The sequence below is a fragment of the Alkalihalobacillus trypoxylicola genome (assembly GCF_001590785.1).
In the GTDB taxonomy this organism is placed as follows: domain Bacteria; phylum Bacillota; class Bacilli; order Bacillales; family Bacillaceae_D; genus Alkalihalobacillus; species Alkalihalobacillus trypoxylicola.
The window spans coordinates 213,159-228,028 of the sequence record NZ_LTAO01000023.1; the positions used below are offsets into that span (position 1 = coordinate 213,159).

The 14,870-nt window shown below is 34.9% G+C and carries 15 protein-coding genes; 7 read left to right on the plus strand and 8 right to left on the minus strand.

The features are described from left to right. Position 1 precedes the first annotated feature (1 nt). The 3 genes from AZF04_RS13605 to AZF04_RS13615 form a co-directional block, all read right to left on the minus strand. Complete coding sequence (locus tag AZF04_RS13605; RefSeq protein ID WP_045481588.1) at positions 2-1,258, minus strand: carbohydrate ABC transporter permease; 1,257 nt, start codon at positions 1,256-1,258, stop codon at positions 2-4. A 141-nt stretch (positions 1,259-1,399) separates the two neighbouring features. Next, a complete protein-coding gene (locus tag AZF04_RS13610; protein ID WP_061949189.1) occupies positions 1,400-2,671 on the minus strand; it encodes a sugar ABC transporter substrate-binding protein in 1,272 nt (423 codons plus the stop codon). 178 nt (positions 2,672-2,849) lie between these two features. Further along, a complete protein-coding gene (locus AZF04_RS13615; protein ID WP_061949190.1) occupies positions 2,850-3,842 on the minus strand; it encodes a LacI family DNA-binding transcriptional regulator in 993 nt (330 codons plus the stop codon). Between the two features lie 601 nt (positions 3,843-4,443). On the opposite strand from AZF04_RS13615, the gene AZF04_RS13620 reads away from it, so the two are divergent. From AZF04_RS13620 to AZF04_RS13630, 3 genes are all read left to right on the plus strand, one after another. Then, positions 4,444-5,025, plus strand: a complete 582-nt coding sequence (locus AZF04_RS13620) for a histidine phosphatase family protein (protein WP_061949191.1) — start codon at positions 4,444-4,446, stop codon at positions 5,023-5,025. A gap of 16 nt (positions 5,026-5,041) precedes the next feature. Then, positions 5,042-5,452 carry a GNAT family N-acetyltransferase gene (locus AZF04_RS13625; protein ID WP_061949192.1) on the plus strand — a complete coding sequence of 137 codons (411 nt, stop codon included), beginning with the start codon at positions 5,042-5,044 and terminating at the stop codon, positions 5,450-5,452. A 99-nt stretch (positions 5,453-5,551) separates the two neighbouring features. Further along, positions 5,552-6,136: a S26 family signal peptidase gene (locus AZF04_RS13630; protein WP_061949193.1), complete on the plus strand. Its 585-nt coding sequence runs from the start codon at positions 5,552-5,554 to the stop codon at positions 6,134-6,136. A 403-nt stretch (positions 6,137-6,539) separates the two neighbouring features. Here the strand turns inward: AZF04_RS13630 and AZF04_RS13635 are convergent, their stop codons facing one another. The 3 genes from AZF04_RS13635 to AZF04_RS13645 form a co-directional block, all read right to left on the minus strand. Next, positions 6,540-7,142, minus strand: a complete 603-nt coding sequence (locus tag AZF04_RS13635) for an undecaprenyl-diphosphatase (RefSeq protein WP_061949194.1) — start codon at positions 7,140-7,142, stop codon at positions 6,540-6,542. Between the two features lie 188 nt (positions 7,143-7,330). Further along, positions 7,331-7,774: a DinB family protein gene (locus tag AZF04_RS13640; protein ID WP_061949195.1), complete on the minus strand. Its 444-nt coding sequence runs from the start codon at positions 7,772-7,774 to the stop codon at positions 7,331-7,333. A gap of 158 nt (positions 7,775-7,932) precedes the next feature. Beyond that, positions 7,933-8,112, minus strand: coding sequence for a hypothetical protein (locus AZF04_RS13645; RefSeq protein ID WP_061949196.1), 180 nt, complete (start codon positions 8,110-8,112; stop codon positions 7,933-7,935). Positions 8,113-8,471: 359 nt separating this feature from the next. Between AZF04_RS13645 and AZF04_RS13650 the strand changes: the two genes are divergently transcribed. The 4 genes from AZF04_RS13650 to AZF04_RS13665 all read left to right on the plus strand — a co-directional run bounded on the left by AZF04_RS13650 (position 8,472) and on the right by AZF04_RS13665 (position 12,634). Then, on the plus strand, positions 8,472-10,532 hold the full coding sequence (locus tag AZF04_RS13650; RefSeq protein ID WP_061949197.1) for a HelD family protein: 2,061 nt from the start codon (positions 8,472-8,474) through the stop codon (positions 10,530-10,532). A 136-nt stretch (positions 10,533-10,668) separates the two neighbouring features. Further along, complete coding sequence (locus AZF04_RS13655) at positions 10,669-11,481, plus strand: TrmB family transcriptional regulator (protein ID WP_045481604.1); 813 nt, start codon at positions 10,669-10,671, stop codon at positions 11,479-11,481. Between the two features lie 95 nt (positions 11,482-11,576). Continuing rightward, on the plus strand, positions 11,577-12,308 hold the full coding sequence (locus tag AZF04_RS13660; RefSeq protein WP_061949462.1) for an AzlC family ABC transporter permease: 732 nt from the start codon (positions 11,577-11,579) through the stop codon (positions 12,306-12,308). Beyond that, the gene (locus tag AZF04_RS13665; protein WP_061949198.1) at positions 12,305-12,634 is read left to right on the plus strand and encodes an AzlD domain-containing protein; all 330 of its coding nucleotides are present in this window, start codon (positions 12,305-12,307) and stop codon (positions 12,632-12,634) included. Before AZF04_RS13660 ends, AZF04_RS13665 begins: the two co-directional genes overlap by 4 nt. A 211-nt stretch (positions 12,635-12,845) precedes the next feature. On the opposite strand, the gene AZF04_RS13670 is transcribed toward AZF04_RS13665, so the two are convergent. After that, positions 12,846-13,550 carry a DsbA family oxidoreductase gene (locus tag AZF04_RS13670; protein ID WP_061949199.1) on the minus strand — a complete coding sequence of 235 codons (705 nt, stop codon included), beginning with the start codon at positions 13,548-13,550 and terminating at the stop codon, positions 12,846-12,848. A 103-nt stretch (positions 13,551-13,653) separates the two neighbouring features. After that, positions 13,654-14,865 (minus strand): MFS transporter, encoded by a 1,212-nt coding sequence (locus tag AZF04_RS13675; protein WP_061949200.1) that lies wholly within the window; start codon positions 14,863-14,865, stop codon positions 13,654-13,656. Positions 14,866-14,870: the final 5 nt, after the last annotated feature.

The following is a 14,870-nucleotide window of genomic DNA, read 5'->3' on the forward strand; positions in this document are numbered from 1 at the left end:
ATTAAGCCCCCTCTTTAAAAGAATTTGTTCGTCTGAACTGCCATAATGCAATTCCGATAACAAATACAGATAATAAAATGGTTAAGGCTGCAGCGAGAGAATATTGACTTGATTGCATCGTTAGCTTATAAATCCAAGATACAAGGATATCTGTTCCACCTGCAGATGAGCCTGGGACAGCAGGTCCCCCACCACTAAATAAGTAAATAATATTAAAGTTATTAAAATTAAATGTATATTGAGTAATAATAATTGGTGCCATTGCAATTAAAATCATTGGCATGGTTATATGTTTAAATTTAGAGAAAATCGATGCTCCATCAATCGTTGCTGCTTCATACAAATCATCAGGGATAGATTGTAATACTCCCGTTGTAACTAAGAAAATATAAGGAAAGCCTAACCACCCTTGAATGGTAATAAGAGCAACCTTTGTCCAAGTAGAATTCGTCATCCAAGGAACCGGATCAATTCCAAAGAAGGCTAAAATATCATTATTAATAGCCCCAAAGCTATCATTAAATAAACCTGCAAAAATTAGAATTGTAACAAAACCCGGTACAGCCCATGGCAAAATCAAAATCGTCCGGAAAAACCTTTTAAATTTAATTTCTTTTTGGTTCACAACAACCGCAAGAAATATCCCTAAGCTTACCTGTAAGGTCGTTGCAACTAATGTCCAAATGACGGTCCATGATAAAACATCAAAGAAGGTAGAACGCCAAATGTCTACTGTAAAAATATTAGTAAAGGTTTGGAACCCAACCCAATCTACTAAATTAGCTGGTGGCGAATTATAAAGGTTATAATTCGTAAATGCTAACGCAAAACTGAATAAAATCGGAAATATGACTGCAAATACTAGTATGAATAAGGACGGTCCACTCACTACATAAGGATATCCCTGTTCAATTAAGTTTCTATATTGTTCTCTTATGCTATAAAGCCTCATATTCTCATCGCGTAGCTTACCGTTTTTATACGCATCTCTTAAGTTCAAATAGTAAATAGCTAACCCAAAAAATGTGATAATAACGGCAATAATACCTTCTGCTAATAAAAATATAGAGTTATCTCTTGGCACTTGTGTTCCAAGAGTCACTAATCCCCAATATCCCATATTGAATAAATCAGCAAAAATGGCAATAAAGGCAATAGAGAATCCTAAAAAGAGTATCCCCTTTACCCATTGCTTATTATAAAATTGCCCAAATCCTGGAATTATCGACAATAGTAAAGCGATTTTTCGATGCTGCACTTTTATTCACCTCGTTATTTACAAACAATCAAGTCGACTTTATTGAATAACATGTTCAAAAACTTCTACTTCACTAGAACCCAATTGAATTGGACAGAATAGTGCCAAACAAAAGATTGTTTGACACTACTCTAATTTTTCTTAGTTACTATGATTAGCTGAGATTTGCGATTCAATTAAGTCAACAGCTTGATTTAATGCCGCTTCAGGCTCAGCACTACCAGTAGCAATCGTTTGAAGCGCCGCATCTACCGGAGTCCATACCTCATTCATTTGAGGGATGTTCGGTGTTAATTCAGAATATTGAGCTTGCTCAGCAACAGCTTGTGCTGATTCGCTTTCAGCTACAACAGGATCATCTGCTAATGATTGAACAGCAGGAACTTCTTGTGTAACTTCATAACGTGTTCTAGAGTTCTCTTCATTCGCTAAAAATTTCACTAGCTCTTCAGCTAATTCACCATGCTTTGAATAGCTGCTGACATTATAGCTTTTAACTCCCATGAAAGCACTCATGTTATCACCATTAGATAGTTCAGGAAGCTTTACTACTCCGTAATCAATACCAGCACGTTCGAACGGCTCTAAATTCCAAGGCCCTGAAATAACAGCTGCTGCTTTTCCTTCAGAGAATAGAGAATCTAAAACGTTAATTCCTTGCTCGCCAATGATACCAGAAGGGAATAATCCTTCACTATAAAACTTTTGAATTACTTCTGCTCCTTCAATTGCACCAGCACTATTTAAACCAATATCTGTCGGATCATAATTCCCGTCAGCATCTTGTCCAAATACATATCCACCATATCCACCAAAAACACTTTGTGCATAATAGATTTGGTCAAATAATGCTAAAAATCCGTATGTGCCATCCTCAACATTTTGTGAAAACTCGTACCATTCATCTAAAGTCTGAGGAAGCTCATCTTCAGAAACAAGATCTTTATTATAGAAAAGCACGGTTGTTTCCACTGCTTTTGGTAAACCATAAACACTACCGTCAACCATTTGAGACATCATAGCTGCATCTGTATAAATGGATTGAAGCTGATCATCTATTGTTAATTCCTTTAATAAGCCTTCTACTACAGCTGTTCCAATTTGGTCACCTGGCATCGTTAAAACATCAGGGCCCGTTCCAGCTGGTCCATCCAGTCTTAAATCTTCAATTTGCTGCGCAAATGTTCTTTCTTCGACACGAACGGTTACACCATGCTCTTCTTCGAATGCAGCCACAGCATCAGCAATACCTTCTGCTTTATCTTGGTCTTCCCATACTACTAGTTCAATATCACCAGCAGCTTCTTCTGTTTCACCAGTCGCTCCATCATCATCTTGTGGACCACAAGCTGCTAGAGCAACACTTAAAGTAATTGCTGAAACAATACCCATCCATTTTTTATAGTTCTTCATTCTTTTCATCCCCTCTTTTTTATTTCAAAATATATATGAAATATTGAAAGCGTTTCATAAAAATAATATAGCATTTTAATAAAAAATTGTAAACGATTTTAGATAATTTTTTTACTTAATTGTAGTAAAATATTTTATTAAATAGACCTAAGGACATAAATCCTTAGGTCTAGACGGTTTAAAGAGCGCTTTTTCTTTTCACTAATTCCGCCCCTATATATATCGTTTTTACTATTTTACGTTTTTCTACTACTCTCTCTAGTAAAAGCTGAATGGCTACCTTACACAATTCCTTCGTGTCTATGTGGAAAGTTGTTAGTGGGGGTGAAACATATTTAGCAACGCTTATATTATTTATACTTATGACACTAACTCGACCTGGAATAGCTAAACCACTTTCGTTTAAAGCTTGAAGACAGCCGACTGCTATCGGATCTCCTGAAACAAAAAATGCCGTTGGTAGTTGTTCCCCTAAATTTTGAATCGCTTTCATGGTTTGTTGATAGCCATTCTCTACCGAGAAGCCACGGTGACAAAAAATATAATTTTCATTGAGCAATTCTTTCTCCTGCATATAAGTTCTAAATGTTTCTTCACGAATGTCCATCTCATCGAGATCCGTATTTGGATTATGATAAGTCCCACCGATTAAACCAATTTTACTATGCCCTGTTTCCACCAGATAATCGACGGTTTCCTTTGTAATTTGAGCTAAATCAGGGCGTACAGAGTCGAAAGTTTTAGGGTCAGGAGTCGAATCAATAAAGACGCCTTTATTTGTCTTTTTCCTCAATGTATTTAGTTCTTTATCGGAGAAAATACCTACAGCAATAAAGCCTTCTATTTCATCAGGTATCGCTTCAATACCATCAGCAATTTTATAGGTTTTTATCTCGATATTATAAAGTTTTGCCAACTTTTCAATCTCTAACCTCATTGCTTTAAAATAGACATCTTCTAATTCTTCTTTATCTGTTAACCAGTATAAAAAAGCTATATTTTTCACAAGAACTCTTACTGTTTTTTTGCGGTAAGATAGCTTTTCTGCTACTTCATATATTTTTTCTCTTGTTTCATCAGAAACAGAGAGCTTCTCATCATTATTAAGAACTCTTGAAACGGTCGTTATGGAAAAGCCCGCTTCTTCAGCTACTTTTTTAATCGTAGTCATTCATAATCCTCCAATCACTTATATCTATATCACAAAATAGTATGACAATATAAAAGTAAAATATTTTACTTAATATTTACTTATAAAAAAGAAAAAGTCAAGTTGAATTCTCTTATAAAACAAAGAGAGAACTAGTCTACTCTTACCCTCTTACCTTCTCTCTAATTTTAACTCGTTTTTACCAGTCTTTTATATTCTATCTTTTTCTCTTCCTTCTTTCACTAAAGAAATACAAACGAAGCTATTTACATATTAATTTGCTCATGCTACAATGCTCAAAATCTTTCTAGAAAAATGATAACATCAACTCTCTTATATTCAAAAAAAGGCATATTGACCAATGATTTCAGTTCTAGCCTTAAGATTTAGATTTTATGCGTACTTAAATTTACGATTAAGTCTAGAAGAAAAGCATCTCTCGCGGACAGATTCATATATTTAATGAATGGAAATATCTTTTTTTATAGAGAGCTTACTTTATACGTTCAAGGTTATTATTTTCACATTTTTTCTTTTGAGTACTAAACATAAATCATTTTCCATTTTATTGTAATGACTCAGGTAACTTCTATTAATATCAAGCAAAATCGGAGGGATGATGATGACGAAAATTTGCCTAGTTCGACACGGAGAAACAGATTGGAATGTTCAAGGTAGATTACAAGGTAAAACCGATATTCAATTAAACGAGACTGGCATTCAGCAAGCCAAGCTATGCGCTCATTATTTTCATTCATCAAATTGGGATTTGATCGTTACTAGCCCTTTAATTAGAGCAAAAAAGACAGCAGAAATTATTAATGAACCTTTGCAGTTGTCAATGATTGTCTTGGATTATTTTACGGAAAAAGGATTTGGTCATGCTGAGGGCTTGACTATAGAAGAAAAAAGAGAACAATTCCCTACCAATGAAATACCAAATATGGAGAGTCCCGAATTGTTGAGGAAACGCCTTAAACAAGGAATTGAAATCATTCAAAAGAATTATAGTGAGCAGAACATCATATTAGTGGCTCACGGAGCTGTCATAAACGCTCTTTTAGCTATCTTTTCAGAAAACATTATCGGTACTGGAAAAACAAGTCTGGCTAACGCTTCTTTAAGTACGATTCTTTATTCAGAGAACAAATGGAATATAGAGGATTTCAACCAGATTAGTCATTTAAATGAAAAAATCCACTAAGGAGTTACTTATACTCATGCAAATTACTTATACCTCAAATATACCGAGCAAAGATGCTTTTCATTACTTATACGATACAACTGGTTGGAATTTGAATCAAAGTTACACAGCCGATCAACTTCATCTAGCTATTCATAACAGTTGGTATACGGTCTCTGCCTATGACCAAAATGAACTTATTGGTTTTGGTAGAATGATTTCCGATGGTATTTATCAAACCTTTATTTGTGATATGATTGTCCACCCTGATTATCAAAGCAAAGGAATTGGCTCACATATATTAGAGCAATTACTTCAGAAATGCAAAAGCTCAAACATAAAATGGATTCAATTATCCTCAGCAAAAGGGAAGGCTCCATTTTATGAAAAATTCGGGTTTACGAAACGTTCCAGTGATGCTCCAGGAATGTATAGGCTGGACATGTGATTTCAGCGAATTAAATGGAAATTATTCACAAAAAGTTAACCAATTCACTATCAATCCTTCTCCCTCTATTAATATAATTAAAACAAGGAGGGATATACGATGAAAAGGTTCGCTCTTACTTTATGCACTTTCTTTTTATTAATTGGTTGTGAAAGTCCTCAGTCTGCAGTAACCGATACTGAAACAAGTACAGAGGTGTCCATTTATAATCAAACCGTTTCATCTGACCTACACGCCATCCACTATCTTAGCGATAACATGGATAGAGGTAATCATGAGTATTTTGACAGCACTTTAATTGTAGAGCCACGTATTAATGAAAATGAATTAAACCGAGGAACCATCGTATTCGTAGATGAAGAAATATCTAGAATTATCGGCTTACCTAATGAGAGCGTAAAGATTGATAACGGGAAGGTTTTGATTGACGGTGTTCAATTAGATACCTTTTATGGTAAAGCCCACCGTTTAGGAATGAGCAATAAGGAAGATTATCTTTCTTTTTTAAAAGACAATAATGCGGAAACACATAACCGTTCAGAATCTGTATTTAACTATTCTAGAGATGAAACAAACCTTGGTGAGTATGAATATTTTCTAATGTCCGATGATTGGTTAAGAGGAAATATAAAAGAAATAAACTACAATCAGATTGATGGTATTGTACTCGGCATTTTAGAATAATAGCTGCATACTATAGCGGATGAGACAATACTCATGAAAGAATGTTACCTCACATGTTAGGTGCCCGTCTGATCGCTCCCCCAAGAAACTTCACCGGTGAGGTGCTGCGGAACTATCTTTCTTAAAAGTATATTTCCCACTGGAGTCTCCGTGCCTTGCGTCCGCTAGCTTGCGCCTTTCACCGGGAATCTGCCCTTTCAAAAAAAAACCTCCTTTTTCAAAGTAAGGAGGATTCATGGTTCGTTCTTGATGTTTGCATCCATTAAACATCGTTTCAATTTTCTCTCATGTGGTGATTTTAAAACAGGTTTTGTTCCGGCCTCATTTGAATTTTTTTGTCGCCACCCCAGAAGTGTCTTAGACTATGACACTCCTAAATCATACATTTACCCCGCACCATTTTTTATAAATCGATATCTTTGTTATTCCTTGACTTAGAACTTCGCCAAATCTTTTTTTCTAGATTCTCGTAATAAGTCAACGATTTTTGAATCAAGAACGATTTAGGAACTACATAATAAAAAATAAGAGCATAGATGATAGCAATAGTAGCCCCCACGATAACATCAAATGGATAATGAACGCCTACCCCTATTCTAGAGGCGCCACCCAAAACAGCCAAAACTAGCCAGAAAACATTCCTTTTGTGAAACAGCCAGAAGCTTACACAAAAAGAGAAAAACAAAATAGTATGGTCGCTAGGAAAGGAGTTATTGGCTCTCTTTTCAATCAATTGATTCACATTTTCCATTTCAATAAAAGGCTGATAATTAAAATGAAAAAAACCAACCAAATGTCCTGTCACATAGGCAAATAAAAAGGCTAAAACACCCACTATCACTTTTTTTCTTCCTTCTGATGTTCTCTTAAACCAAAGAAATATAACAAAAAGTGCTAAAAATAGCACCGTGTACTCTGCAAAGAAAACAAATATGTTATTTAAGAAAGGATATTCAATTCCTAAATGATTAATATAACGAAACCAAGATTCATTTATTTCTCTCATGTTCACAACCTACTTTTTTCTAATCTATTGAAATCATTGTCAATTAAGATATTGAATGATTCTATCATAGCTGTGAAACTTTAGAAAGTTGGCTTGCCTTCATTTTGTTCTTTTCAATCGGTCTCATTTAAAAGAAACTCTTGTTGGATCAGTATTTACTTTTTAATTAAGAAAGATTATAAAAAATGCTATAATTCATTCCTTATTTGCTGAAGATGATGAGAGTCATGCTTTATAAAAATTTTGGTGAAGCTTTCATTGGAAAATTCTCGTTTTCCCGTACCGATTTTAAAAGTAGCTTTCGGCTCCATTTTTTGGAGCTCGTCTACCAATCGTTGTCTCGTCTCTATAAACAAATCAATAATCTCATAAACAGACTTCCCTTTTAACTCTGAAATGACTTTTTTATTATGAGTATCATGATCAGGAAAAGCTGGAAGGGTTGCACGATCATCCATTAGTGGCACCATTTCTTGTAAATTAAATCGATCCCAACCATATAAGTGGGCGATAATCTCACGAATCGACCATTTATCCTTCTGTACGGTCTGTATTAACAAATGTACATCCTCATTTTTTAATGAACGAATGTCGTCTGTCATTTCTGAAAAGCTTTGGAATGTTTTATTCATATTTCTCCTCCTCTATTTATGAACTATAAGTAAAGTATAACGGATTTACTACAGATTCCGTAGGCTTTATAAATAAAAACAAGATGCCTCTTATAAAATTTCATAAGAGGCACCTACTCAAAAATCAAACTTAGGAATATTTATTTAACTTCAAAGCTTTAATGAATGGTTTTACGTTGTCTCTCTTCTCTATCCGCATCTAATGCAAGTTCGATTAAGGAGATTTGCTCATCAATTGCTTCTGCTGGGAAGTTACCATCATCTTCATTCTCATTTTTTAACTTTTCCAACATCAGCTTATCTCTTACAAGAAGAAATATTTCTTCATGATGTAACATAATATAGCGCTCCCTTAATGATTACGTCCTACTAAAATTATGCCCCATACATAAGGAAAATAAACCTCGTCTAGTAAATTAAGGAAAGATACTCACAAAGACTTACGACTATATAAACCGAATGACTCAAAAATCTAATGATCCATAACAGGGAAAGAAGCAGAAAAAACAAAAACCATCAAAAGGACCGGTTCCTTTCGATGGCATGATTTAAAAGTATCAATTTTACAAATTATGTCATTTGTTTTTTTGGCATGACTGTATTATCAGCTTAGCAAAATTTTAATAAAAAGTCTATTAATTTTTTTTATTTTACTAGAAAATAAAGTGAGGCAACTAACTTGAAGGAGGCTGTCATTATGACCTTTAAATACGAGGAGAAAATTCTTAATCAAATACAGGACAAATTAATGGTTCAATATGAAGCAGTTAAAAACAAACCTATCTATTATGGAGATGATTTTAATTTACAAGTATTAGAAGACAATCGTAAAAAAAGAGAACATTATTTACAGAAAGCATTAGAAGAACCTTATTTTGGTCGTTTTGACTTTCAAAATTTCGAACAAGAATCTAATAAAGAGACCTATTATATCGGTAAACAAGGAATAAATGATGAGCAAACCGGTCATCTATTAATCACTGATTGGAGAGCACCTATCGCAAGCTTATTTTATGCTTTTTCCGGCAGCGAGGAAGATGTATATTATCAATCACCAGATGGTTTGGTCGAAGGGGAAATTCATTTAAAAAGGAACCTTATCATTCGCAATTCAGAGCTTACTCGTTCCGTTGATAGCTTTGTTAAAGGACAGACACTGAAAAGTGGAGGAGATGAATTTTTATTATATAAGCTAGGAGAACAGAAAGATAACCGTTTAAGAGATATTGTCGCGACGATACAAGGTGAACAAAACAATATTATACGGCACCCTCCTCACCAAGCTGTTCTTATACAAGGTGTTGCCGGAAGTGGAAAAACAACCGTTGCGCTTCATCGTTTAGCTTATCTTCTCTACGAATATCGCGAAACATTAAAAGCGAATCGAATGATTATCTTCGCTCCTAACGCTGTTTTTCTAGATTATATATCGCAAGTATTACCCGAATTAGGCGTAGGAGATATTAAACAAACGACTTTTGCTGATTGGGCTTTAGAAACCCTACAGGATCCGAAGCTTAATATCATCCCTCTCGCTCAGAAAAGAAAGCCTTTTTTTGAAATGAATGAAGAAACGAAGGAGGTTTCTTCTTTCGAGACTGACAAAAAATCTCCTCATTTTAAAAAGCAAATTGAAGATGCTCTTGATTTATTAGAGAAGCGTTGGATACCTACTGAAGATTTTGAAGCTTGGCCCGGAGCTGTCTTTCCCATTACTCAACTAATGTATTGGTTTGAGCATGACTTCCAAAAAGATTCTGTTCTTACAAAATATGAACGAACAAAATCAAGATTAAAAAGATGGATCGAAATTGAAGTAAAACAGTTTTCAGATAAAAAAGAACAGCAACAAGCTAAAAAAGATGCTATGCAAAGGCTGAGAAGCTACCTTAGAAAATGGAAAAAAGAAACTCCTTATCATTTGTATGTTCAAATTTTAAAGAATTTAAAATTTGAAAAAGCCATCCCTGAAAAGAATCAATTAGATATAGAGGACTTAGCCCCTTTAATACACATTCAGCTTTATTGGTATGGGATAGATAAGACTAAGAAATTTGACCATGTTGTGATTGATGAAGCGCAAGATTTTTCCTATTATCAATTATCGTTATTAAAGAGCTTAACCCGTGGTCACTCTTTTACAATATTAGGAGATTTAGCTCAAGGTATTCATAGTAATGAAGGAATCGAGCATTGGGATGAGTTCATCTCGTTATGGCAAGCCCATCAATGTGCGTACTTTGAAATAACTAAAAGTTATCGCTCAACTTATGAAATTATCGAATTCTCAAATCGAATTCTAACCCATTTAGAGAAAAAGCCATCCTTTGCAGAACCGGTTTTTAGGAGTGGTGAGCCTGTTCAACTAAATCATTTAAAAAACGAGGACTCCATAAATGCTATCAAGAACTGGATTAAAACGATGCAATCAAAAGAAATGAGAACAATGGCTATTATTTCACGAACACAGTCTGATAGTGAAAAATATTACGAACAGCTTAAACATCTATTTCCTAAATCAGCTTTACTTGGCACAGATGATTCTCAATATAACGGAGGCATTTCGTTTCTACCAGTTTATGTTTCCAAAGGCCTTGAGTTTGATGCCGTTTTAATTGTGGATGCCGATCAAAAAAATTACCCCTTAAATCCACTTTCTACAAAATTATTATACGTAGCATGTACACGAGCTCTTCATCATCTAACGATTATCCATCAGGACAATCCTAGTTTTATTCTTAACGATGAAGACTGCTAATTTAATACGGTCCAAAACAATAAAAATCTCTTTCTTAAAAACTGATAATTACAAACTTTGTCGAATGAATTGACATTTTCTGTTCACATTTTTATAGTAGGTATAGTACTAACTACTAATAGGAAATGAGGACATTATGGAGGAAGTATATAAAGAATTACAAAAGCTCGGTTTTTCTAAATATGAATGCAAAGCATACATTAGTTTATTAAGACACTCCCCCATTACAGGGTATGAAATTAGTAAACGCTCCGGTGTTCCTCGTTCTATGATATATGAAGTAGTAGGAAAGCTTGTTGATAAAGGCGCTGTCTATACGGTTCCTTCTGATCCAGTAACCTACGCACCCTTACCTGCTAAAGAATTGCTAAGCCGTCTAAGACAGAATTTCGAGGATTCTTTTGATTTTTTAGAGAATAAATTAGCTTCCTTAGAATCTGAACAAGAGGTTGATGTGATTCGTCGTATTAGCACAGATGAACATGTATTAGCTGAAATGCTCGATATGGTGACTAAGGCGAAGAATGAACTGTGGCTCTCCATCTGGAGTCCGCAAGTTTCTAGTATTATAGAGGACGTCAGGGCGCGCATTAATCAGGATCATCTTGAGGTTTACTCACTTATTTTTGGTGCCCCTGATACAGAGATTGGTGTTACGACCCACCATGATTATATGGAACCTAAAATTGCAGAGGAAAGAATGAGTGGACGACTCACGATTATTGCTCGTGATTTAGAGGAAGTATTAATTGCAAACTTTGCCCCTGATACTAGTGCTTGGGCTATCAAAACAAAGGATCCTGCTTTAATTTTAGTCGCCATGGAATATATTCGCCACGACATGATGTATTCTCGCTTAACAGAGACTGTGGGCCCTGAAAAGGCTGCTAGTCTTTGGAAGGACAATGCGGATTTATACCATGTTGTGACGGGCAAACGGTTCATCTAATTGTGAACCGTCTTTTCTTAGCAAAAAACCTAGACGTTATTACACTAACTACTTAAGATTTTAATAAAGAGGCAAAGGAGTTTTGAAGCATGGGAATGGTTGATATTAACTTAAAGGAAGTACATAAACCTAAAAAGAATGAAGCAGAATTTTTATTCGGAGTAAAATCTGCCATTCCTACAGTTATGGGCTATGCTAGTGTAGGAACAGCAGCTGGCATTGTAGGAGTTGCTTCTCAATTTAGTCCTTTAGAAATCAGTTTATTAGCTCTCTTTATGTATGGAGGAGCAGCTCAATTTATTATTTATGGTCTTTATGCGGCTGCAACTCCACTAGCGGTCATTATTCTCACAACCTTTATTGTGAACTTGCGACATTTTTTATTATGTCTAGCATTAGCTCCCCATTTTAAAGAGCATTCAACCTGGAAAAATGTAATTGTAGGTGCCTTTGTTACGGATGAATCCTTTGGGGTAGCCTCTAATCAGATTACAAGAGGCAAAACACTATCTCCTTATTGGATGTTTGGTCTAAACTTCAGTGCTTATTTGACATGGGTAACAGCCTGTTTAGCTGGCTCATTATTAGCTAAATGGATTGCTAACCCAGAAGCACTTGGACTTGATTTTGCACTCACTGCCATGTTCGTCGCTTTGCTTATCTTACAATTGCAGTCTGTTACTTCGAAAAAGTTAAAACATCAACTGAGCTTAGTTCTTTATATGATCATTACTATGGTAACTTTTATGATGTTTATGCCTTCTCATATTGCTCTTATTCTATCCACAATCATCGTAGCAACTATTGGGGTGGTGACCGATAAATGAGCCTAAGCTTACCTATACTATGGTTAATTATTGGCTGTGCACTCGTCACTTTAATTCCAAGGATTATTCCATTTCTTTTTGTCAAAAAACTAACTTTACCAGACGTTGTATTAAAGTGGTTATCCTTTATTCCTGTCTGTATATTAACAGCATTAGTTATACAAAGCGTTTTATCAGTCGATGAAACGGGCTTCGTTTTTGATCAAACGGTTCTTATCGTATTAATTCCAACCATACTTATTGCTATTTTTACGAAAAGCCTTTCGATAACGGTTATTGTAGGGGTTGGCTTAATGGCAGTAACAAGGGTGTTTTTTTCCTTATAAAACCAAATATAACTACTCAGCTTGTCGAACATGAAAGAATCGACAGGCTTTTTTTGCAGCCTAGAACTAAAATAATTAGGTAACCAAAAGCATATCCTCATCCCTACCTATATATAGGTCTAACAAAAAGTTGTAGATACATTTTCAATCAAAAAAAAACGAGCAGCTCGATAGCCACTCGTTCATATCTTGTATTTTTTTTGAATCAACCTTATATATTACAATGACCGTCCGAGCATGCATTTCCCTCTTCTTTATCACTTAATACAGTGAGTTTAGGTTCTTGCTCACTCTTCACCTTTTCAAGAACCTCTAGAAAAGCTTTAGGGTCCTGAGCACCTGAGACAGCATATTTACGGTCAAAAACAAAGAAAGGTACTCCCTGCACTCCTAATCCTGAACCCTCTTGTTGCTCAGCGATTACAACATCAGCGTATTGATTTCCTCTTAGGAAGCTTAGAACGTCTTCTCCTTGAAAGCCAACTTCCTCTGCAAGACTGACTAATGTTTCGTGGTCTCCTACATTTAGACCTTCCGTAAAGTAAGCTTTTAAAAGCCTCTCCATCATTTCTTTCATCTTACCTTTTTCTTTAGCATAATGACTGAGACGATGCGCATCTAACGTGTTAGTAGGTTTAATTTTATCCATTTGAAAAGATAAACCAACCATTTTCGCCGTATCAGCTACTTGTGCATTCATATTTTTTGCTTGTTCTTCTGATACTCTATATTTTTTCGCCAAAACTTGATCCATGGAAAGGTCCGTATTCTTTTTGGCGTTTGGATCTAGCTGAAAGCTTTTAAATTCTATCTCGACCTGATCTCTGTCTGAGAAATCCTTTAATGCTTCTTCAAATTTTCTTTCTCCTATATAACAGAAGGGACATGCAACATCAGACCAAATTTCTACTTTCACTTTTAAAACCCCCTTTTTAAACTCACTATAAAAACACGAGTTACTATCTATTATCTAGTATACAAAAAACAAATGCAAAGAATGCGCCTTATTTTAAATGTGTTTAAACTTGCTTAAACGCTTTTGCTTTTATAAAAATAACCAACGTAAAAGCTAACCCAATCAGTCCAAAAGCAAATAAGACCGTTTGAATAGAAATGCCGATAGAGACAAGTCCAGTTACAATTCCGTAGGAAATTGGGTCAAATCCATTCATCGCTAGAAAGATTAAACTCATGACTCGTCCCATAATTCTTATATCCGTTTGCTCTTGTGCCACTGTAAAAAATGGTACATAAACAAATACCATCGAAAATCCAATAAAGAAGATGACCATAGTAAGGAAACTCAAAGATCCGATAGAACTAAAGATTAAAAATAGAATTAATGTTACCAGCAAACCGTATATAGTGGTCGCTCCTCTTCTCGTTTTAATCGTGTAAAAACTTAATATAGTACTTCCACAAAGCATACCAATCCCTAAGCTAGCCTCCATAAAACTTAAATTTAAGGGTGACCCATTAAACATATCAACTAATAACGGAATCGCAATGTGTAAGCTTCCAAAGACAAAGAAATTTAAGATAATTAATACTAAAATTCCTGTTAATAAGAACGAAGAGCTTCTTACATATTTTACACCTTCACTCAAATCCTTCCACGGACTCTGAGCAACCTTCTCTTTATCATCATCTTTTTCTTTTATTAATGGTGGAAAAACAAATACAGCTGATATAAAGACTAAAATCATCGCGACAAAAAAGCTTCCTGAAATCGAATAATACTCCATTAATAAGCCTGCCAAAATAGGACCAATCACGAACGAAATTTGATCAGCTCCTTGAAAAATTGCATTCGCCTTTTGTAATAACTCCTTCGGAACGATTTTGGGTATTAAAGATGAGCTAGTCGGTCCAAAAAACGCATCTAAAACACCAAACAATCCTGCAATAATAAGTAGCATAAAAAATTCTAACATTTGGTTGGCCATTAATAAAAATAGTACAAGTAATAAAACGGCCTGCATAAAGTTCGTAATAAACATTATCGTTGTCTTTTTATATTTATCAGCTACAATCCCACCAAAAACCATTGTTAGAAGACGAGGAACTGTGGCTGTCATTAATATAATTCCTACTGCACTAGGACTTCCTAATTCACTAATCGCATACCAAGAAACGGTTGTTAAGAACATACTAAATCCCACTACAGCAAATACTCCAGCTATAAGAAGTAACACGAATGTTCTATTTTTTAATAAATGATTTTGTTGCATTACTT

Coding starts and splice junctions, on each gene's coding strand:
- AZF04_RS13610 (WP_061949189.1), bottom strand. CDS start 2,671: ATGAAGAACTATAAAAAATGGATGGGTATTGTTTCAGCAATTACTTTA.
- AZF04_RS13615 (WP_061949190.1), bottom strand. CDS start 3,842: ATGACTACGATTAAAAAAGTAGCTGAAGAAGCGGGCTTTTCCATAACG.
- AZF04_RS13620 (WP_061949191.1), top strand. CDS start 4,444: ATGACGAAAATTTGCCTAGTTCGACACGGAGAAACAGATTGGAATGTT.
- AZF04_RS13625 (WP_061949192.1), top strand. CDS start 5,042: ATGCAAATTACTTATACCTCAAATATACCGAGCAAAGATGCTTTTCAT.
- AZF04_RS13630 (WP_061949193.1), top strand. CDS start 5,552: ATGAAAAGGTTCGCTCTTACTTTATGCACTTTCTTTTTATTAATTGGT.
- AZF04_RS13635 (WP_061949194.1), bottom strand. CDS start 7,142: ATGAGAGAAATAAATGAATCTTGGTTTCGTTATATTAATCATTTAGGA.
- AZF04_RS13640 (WP_061949195.1), bottom strand. CDS start 7,774: ATGAATAAAACATTCCAAAGCTTTTCAGAAATGACAGACGACATTCGT.
- AZF04_RS13645 (WP_061949196.1), bottom strand. CDS start 8,112: ATGTTACATCATGAAGAAATATTTCTTCTTGTAAGAGATAAGCTGATG.
- AZF04_RS13650 (WP_061949197.1), top strand. CDS start 8,472: ATGACCTTTAAATACGAGGAGAAAATTCTTAATCAAATACAGGACAAA.
- AZF04_RS13655 (WP_045481604.1), top strand. CDS start 10,669: ATGGAGGAAGTATATAAAGAATTACAAAAGCTCGGTTTTTCTAAATAT.
- AZF04_RS13660 (WP_061949462.1), top strand. CDS start 11,577: ATGGTTGATATTAACTTAAAGGAAGTACATAAACCTAAAAAGAATGAA.
- AZF04_RS13665 (WP_061949198.1), top strand. CDS start 12,305: ATGAGCCTAAGCTTACCTATACTATGGTTAATTATTGGCTGTGCACTC.
- AZF04_RS13675 (WP_061949200.1), bottom strand. CDS start 14,865: ATGCAACAAAATCATTTATTAAAAAATAGAACATTCGTGTTACTTCTT.